The 3,390-nt window shown below is 65.5% G+C and carries 5 protein-coding genes; 2 read left to right on the forward strand and 3 right to left on the reverse strand.

The features are described 5' to 3' along the window. A partial coding sequence (locus EN884_RS30270) for a LysR substrate-binding domain-containing protein (RefSeq protein ID WP_245492008.1) occupies window positions 1-392 on the forward strand: 392 nt, incomplete at its 5' end. Window positions 393-431: 39 nt separating this feature from the next. Here the strand turns inward: EN884_RS30270 and EN884_RS30275 are convergent. Continuing rightward, window positions 432-1,067, reverse strand: a complete 636-nt coding sequence (locus tag EN884_RS30275) for a hypothetical protein (RefSeq protein ID WP_244514290.1) — start codon at window positions 1,065-1,067, stop codon at window positions 432-434. Window positions 1,068-1,144: 77 nt separating this feature from the next. Here EN884_RS30275 and EN884_RS30280 point away from each other — a divergent pair, with 77 nt between their 5' ends. Beyond that, window positions 1,145-1,378: a DUF2093 domain-containing protein gene (locus EN884_RS30280; protein WP_013532341.1), complete on the forward strand. Its 234-nt coding sequence runs from the start codon at window positions 1,145-1,147 to the stop codon at window positions 1,376-1,378. Here the strand turns inward: EN884_RS30280 and lpxK are convergent. Together lpxK and EN884_RS30290 are read right to left on the reverse strand one after the other, a co-directional pair. Continuing rightward, window positions 1,375-2,400, reverse strand: a complete 1,026-nt coding sequence (gene lpxK / locus EN884_RS30285) for a tetraacyldisaccharide 4'-kinase (protein WP_013532342.1) — start codon at window positions 2,398-2,400, stop codon at window positions 1,375-1,377. The two genes, EN884_RS30280 and lpxK, sit on opposite strands and share 4 nt — an antisense overlap. Before the next feature lies 1 nt (window position 2,401). Next, on the reverse strand, window positions 2,402-3,390 hold a 989-nt coding region (locus tag EN884_RS30290), incomplete at its 5' end, for a 3-deoxy-D-manno-octulosonic acid transferase (RefSeq protein ID WP_164895244.1).

Here is a 3,390-nt window from a genome sequence, read left to right on the forward strand (position 1 = left end):
AGATCGGCCGGGGCGACCCTGCCCGGCTGCTCAAATATCCGCTGATCAACGATTCCGACGCGTCGGCCTGGCGCGCCTGGTTTGCCGCGCAAGGCATGGATTACCGCCCGCGCCCGCAGGACCGCCGCTTCGAGGACTACAATCTGGTGCTCGACGCCGCCGCCTATGGGCTGGGCATCGCGCTGGCCCGCCCGCCGCTGACCGGACATCAATTACAATCGGGCCGCATCACTCCCGTCGATGAGCGCACAGCCCTCAACCCGGTATCCTACTGGCTCGACCGGCCGATGGGGCGGCCGCGTGCCGCCGCCGCCGACCTCGCCCGCCGCATCGCGGCAGAGGCCGGGCTGGCCCAGGACAAGATCGAGGCGTTTATCGAAGCCGAGCGATAGGCCTTCCGGACCTATATGGAAAACCGGCCGATTCGAAGCTCAGCGAAGCAACAACAAAACGAACCCAAGGATCACCGCTCCCAGCAAACCGGCCATTATCGAAACAAAGCCAATTTTCACCAGCAACTGCTCAGGGTGCGGCACCGCACCATGGGATTGATTGGCCGGCCTGTGCCTGCCCGCCGGCGTACCCAGGGCGGCAGCGTTGCGCGGGACTGGAGCCTGCGGCGGGATAAGCGACAGCAATGACAGCCCCGCAACCCTGGCGGAGGCATTGTCATTGGCGGTTGTCGAAGGCGGCAAGAAGGCTCGCAGCGTTTCGGCTTCGGGTTTTGCCTTTCTCGCCACGACTGTTGCCAACGCCGCCTCTTCGCCCGTCTCAAGCTGGGCAAGATAGGCATCGACGATGCCGGCGGATGCGATCTGCTGCGATTTGACGGCCATCGGCGCCGCCGGCAAAATCAACAGCGCCGGCGCTGTCTGCTGCGCGAGCAGAGACGGCGCCGGCGGTTGGACCAGCGCCTTGACCAGTGCCGTCATCACTGGATCAGCCTGCCCCGAGGGCACGGCTTGCGGCGTCATCACTTCCCTAAGCAGGGCGGGAAGACGAGTGGAGGAAACGTCCATTGCGGCCCACCAACTACATTTTTCCGCTTCACAATAAGCGTTCAGCATTGTCTCAGGCTTGTCTCATGCTTGACCTCGCCGGGAATTTATGGCGATGAAATTCTCATGAACCCTGGCGTCCCCGCATGATGAACCGTTTCGAAGGCCCCGGCGGCAAGGAAGCCCGCATCCGCTACCTGGATGGCGACTTCCAGGTTACCAGCCCCGGCGCGTTCGTGCGCTGCGCGGTGACAGGCGAAAGCATTCCGCTCGACGAGTTGAAGTACTGGAGCGTCGCAAGGCAAGAGCCCTATATCAGCGCCACCGCCTCGCTGCGCCGTGAAATCGAGATGCATCCGGAGCTGCGTAAGCGCAGTTAACCCTTCAGCTTGCGCTGGCGCCAGGCATCGAGCGTCTCGTCGATGATGCGCTCGGGAACGTGATCGAGTTCGAAGACCGTGTCGATCTCCAGCACCTCGAGCCGGTCGAGAAAGTCCTGTGACGCGCCGTGGCGCAGCCGGGCGGCGTCCTTGGCGGTGGTGATGAGCACCAGCCCCTCAGTGCGTGCGGTCGCCGCCAGCTCGGCAAGTTCGTCCTCCGCATAGAAATGATGGTCCGGAAACGGCCGCGTCAATGCCAGTTCGCCGCCGGCCTCGCGCACCGTGTCGAAGAATTTCTCGGGATGGCCGATACCGGCGAAGGCGAGGAACCGCTTGCCGGCAAGCCCTGCCTTGCCGCTTGGCTCTGTATGGGCCTCGAAGATCGCCCGGCCGGCGCGTGCCGCCTGGCGGACCACGCTGTCGGCGGCAGTGCCCTCGCCCATTTTCAACAACCCGCTGGTGAAAACCAGCTGGTCGACGATTTTGGCCCTGAGCGGCCCCCCCGGAATGACGCGGCCGTTGCCGATCCCGTAGCGCGCATCGACCACGACCAGCGCATAGTCGATGTGGATGCGGGCGCTCTGGAAGCCATCGTCCATGATCAGGAAATCGCAGCCATTCCGTTCCAGCAGCAGCCGGGCGCCGGCGGCGCGGTTCGGCGTCACCGCCACCGGCGCGTGTTCGGCGAGCAGCAGCGGTTCGTCGCCGACATGCCGGGCGCTGTCGTGGTCGATATCGACCACGTGCGGCTCGGCGAAGGAGCCGCCATGGCCGCGCGACAGGAAGCCTGGTTTGAGATGCATGCGCTTGGCCTGCTTGGCGAGCGCGATGGCCACCGGTGTCTTGCCGGTGCCGCCAACCGTGAAATTGCCGATGCACAGAACAGGTGCTTCGATCTTCTCACGCTTGGCCCGCCGCATGCCGCGGCCGGCGGCAGCCGCATAGATGGCCGACAGCGGCGACAGTGCCAGGACCCGCCAGTCCGGCTCTTCCCACCAGAATGGTGGTGCTTCCGAGGCCACGCTAGCGCCCGTTCGCGCCCTTCAGGCGCGACTTGACGACCAGCGGCTGGATGTAGGGCTCAAGCGATTTCAGCGTACGCGCCAGCGCACCGCGCATCTCGTCGACGGTCGCAATGCCTGCCGCCATCATCTCGTGGCGCGCCACTTCGTTGGTCAGGAGGAAATTGACGGCGCCGGCCAGCATGTCGCGATCGCGCACCAGCTTGGCGCCGCCGCTGTCGAGGAGACGCTGGTAGGCCTCCCGAAAATTCTGCACATTGCGCCCGGCGAGAACCGCCGTGTCGAGCATGGCCGGCTCCAGCGGGTTCTGGCCACCCTCGGAGGTCAGCGAGCGGCCGACGAAGGCTATTTCCGTCAGCCGGAGATAGAGCCCCATCTCGCCGATCGTGTCGCCAAGCAATATGTCGGTGTCGGCCGTGATCCTGTCGCCCTTGCTGCGCCGCGCGACCTTCAGGCCCATGCCGGAAATCTGCGCCGCAAGCGCCTCGGCGCGATCGGGATGACGCGGAACGACGATGGTCAGAAGACCATGGTGGCGCTTGTGCAGCGTCGCGTGGACTTCAGCCGCGACCACTTCCTCGCCGTCATGGGTCGAGATCGCCGCCCAGGTCGGGCGCGTGCCTATCTGCCGCCGCAGTGTCGCCAGCGCCCGTTCGTCGACCGGAGGCGGCGACGTGTCCACCTTGAGGTTGCCCGACACCGTCACCGGCCGCGCGCCGAGCGCGAGAAACCGCTCGCCATCGACATCCGACTGCGCCACGACGTGAGCCAGGTTCTCGAACAGCGCCTCGGCGATGTTGGCGCGTTTCTTCCACGATTTGAACGAGCGGTCGGACAGCCTGCCATTGACCAGCACCTGCGGCACGCGTCGCGCGCCAAGCTCGAGGATGGTCATCGGCCAGATCTCGGATTCGGCGATGATTGCCAGATCCGGCTGCCAGTGATCGAGGAACCGGCTGACCGCCGGCTTGAGGTCGAGCGGTACATATT

Source organism: Mesorhizobium sp. M7A.F.Ca.AU.001.01.1.1, assembly GCF_004022735.1.
In the GTDB taxonomy this organism is placed as follows: Bacteria; Pseudomonadota; Alphaproteobacteria; order Rhizobiales; family Rhizobiaceae; genus Mesorhizobium; species Mesorhizobium ciceri.

Bases quoted from the DNA above. Each gene is read 5' to 3' on its own strand.
- EN884_RS30275 (WP_244514290.1), bottom strand. From the start codon at position 1,067: ATGCTGAACGCTTATTGTGAAGCGGAAAAATGTAGTTGGTGGGCCGCA.
- EN884_RS30280 (WP_013532341.1), top strand. From the start codon at position 1,145: ATGATGAACCGTTTCGAAGGCCCCGGCGGCAAGGAAGCCCGCATCCGC.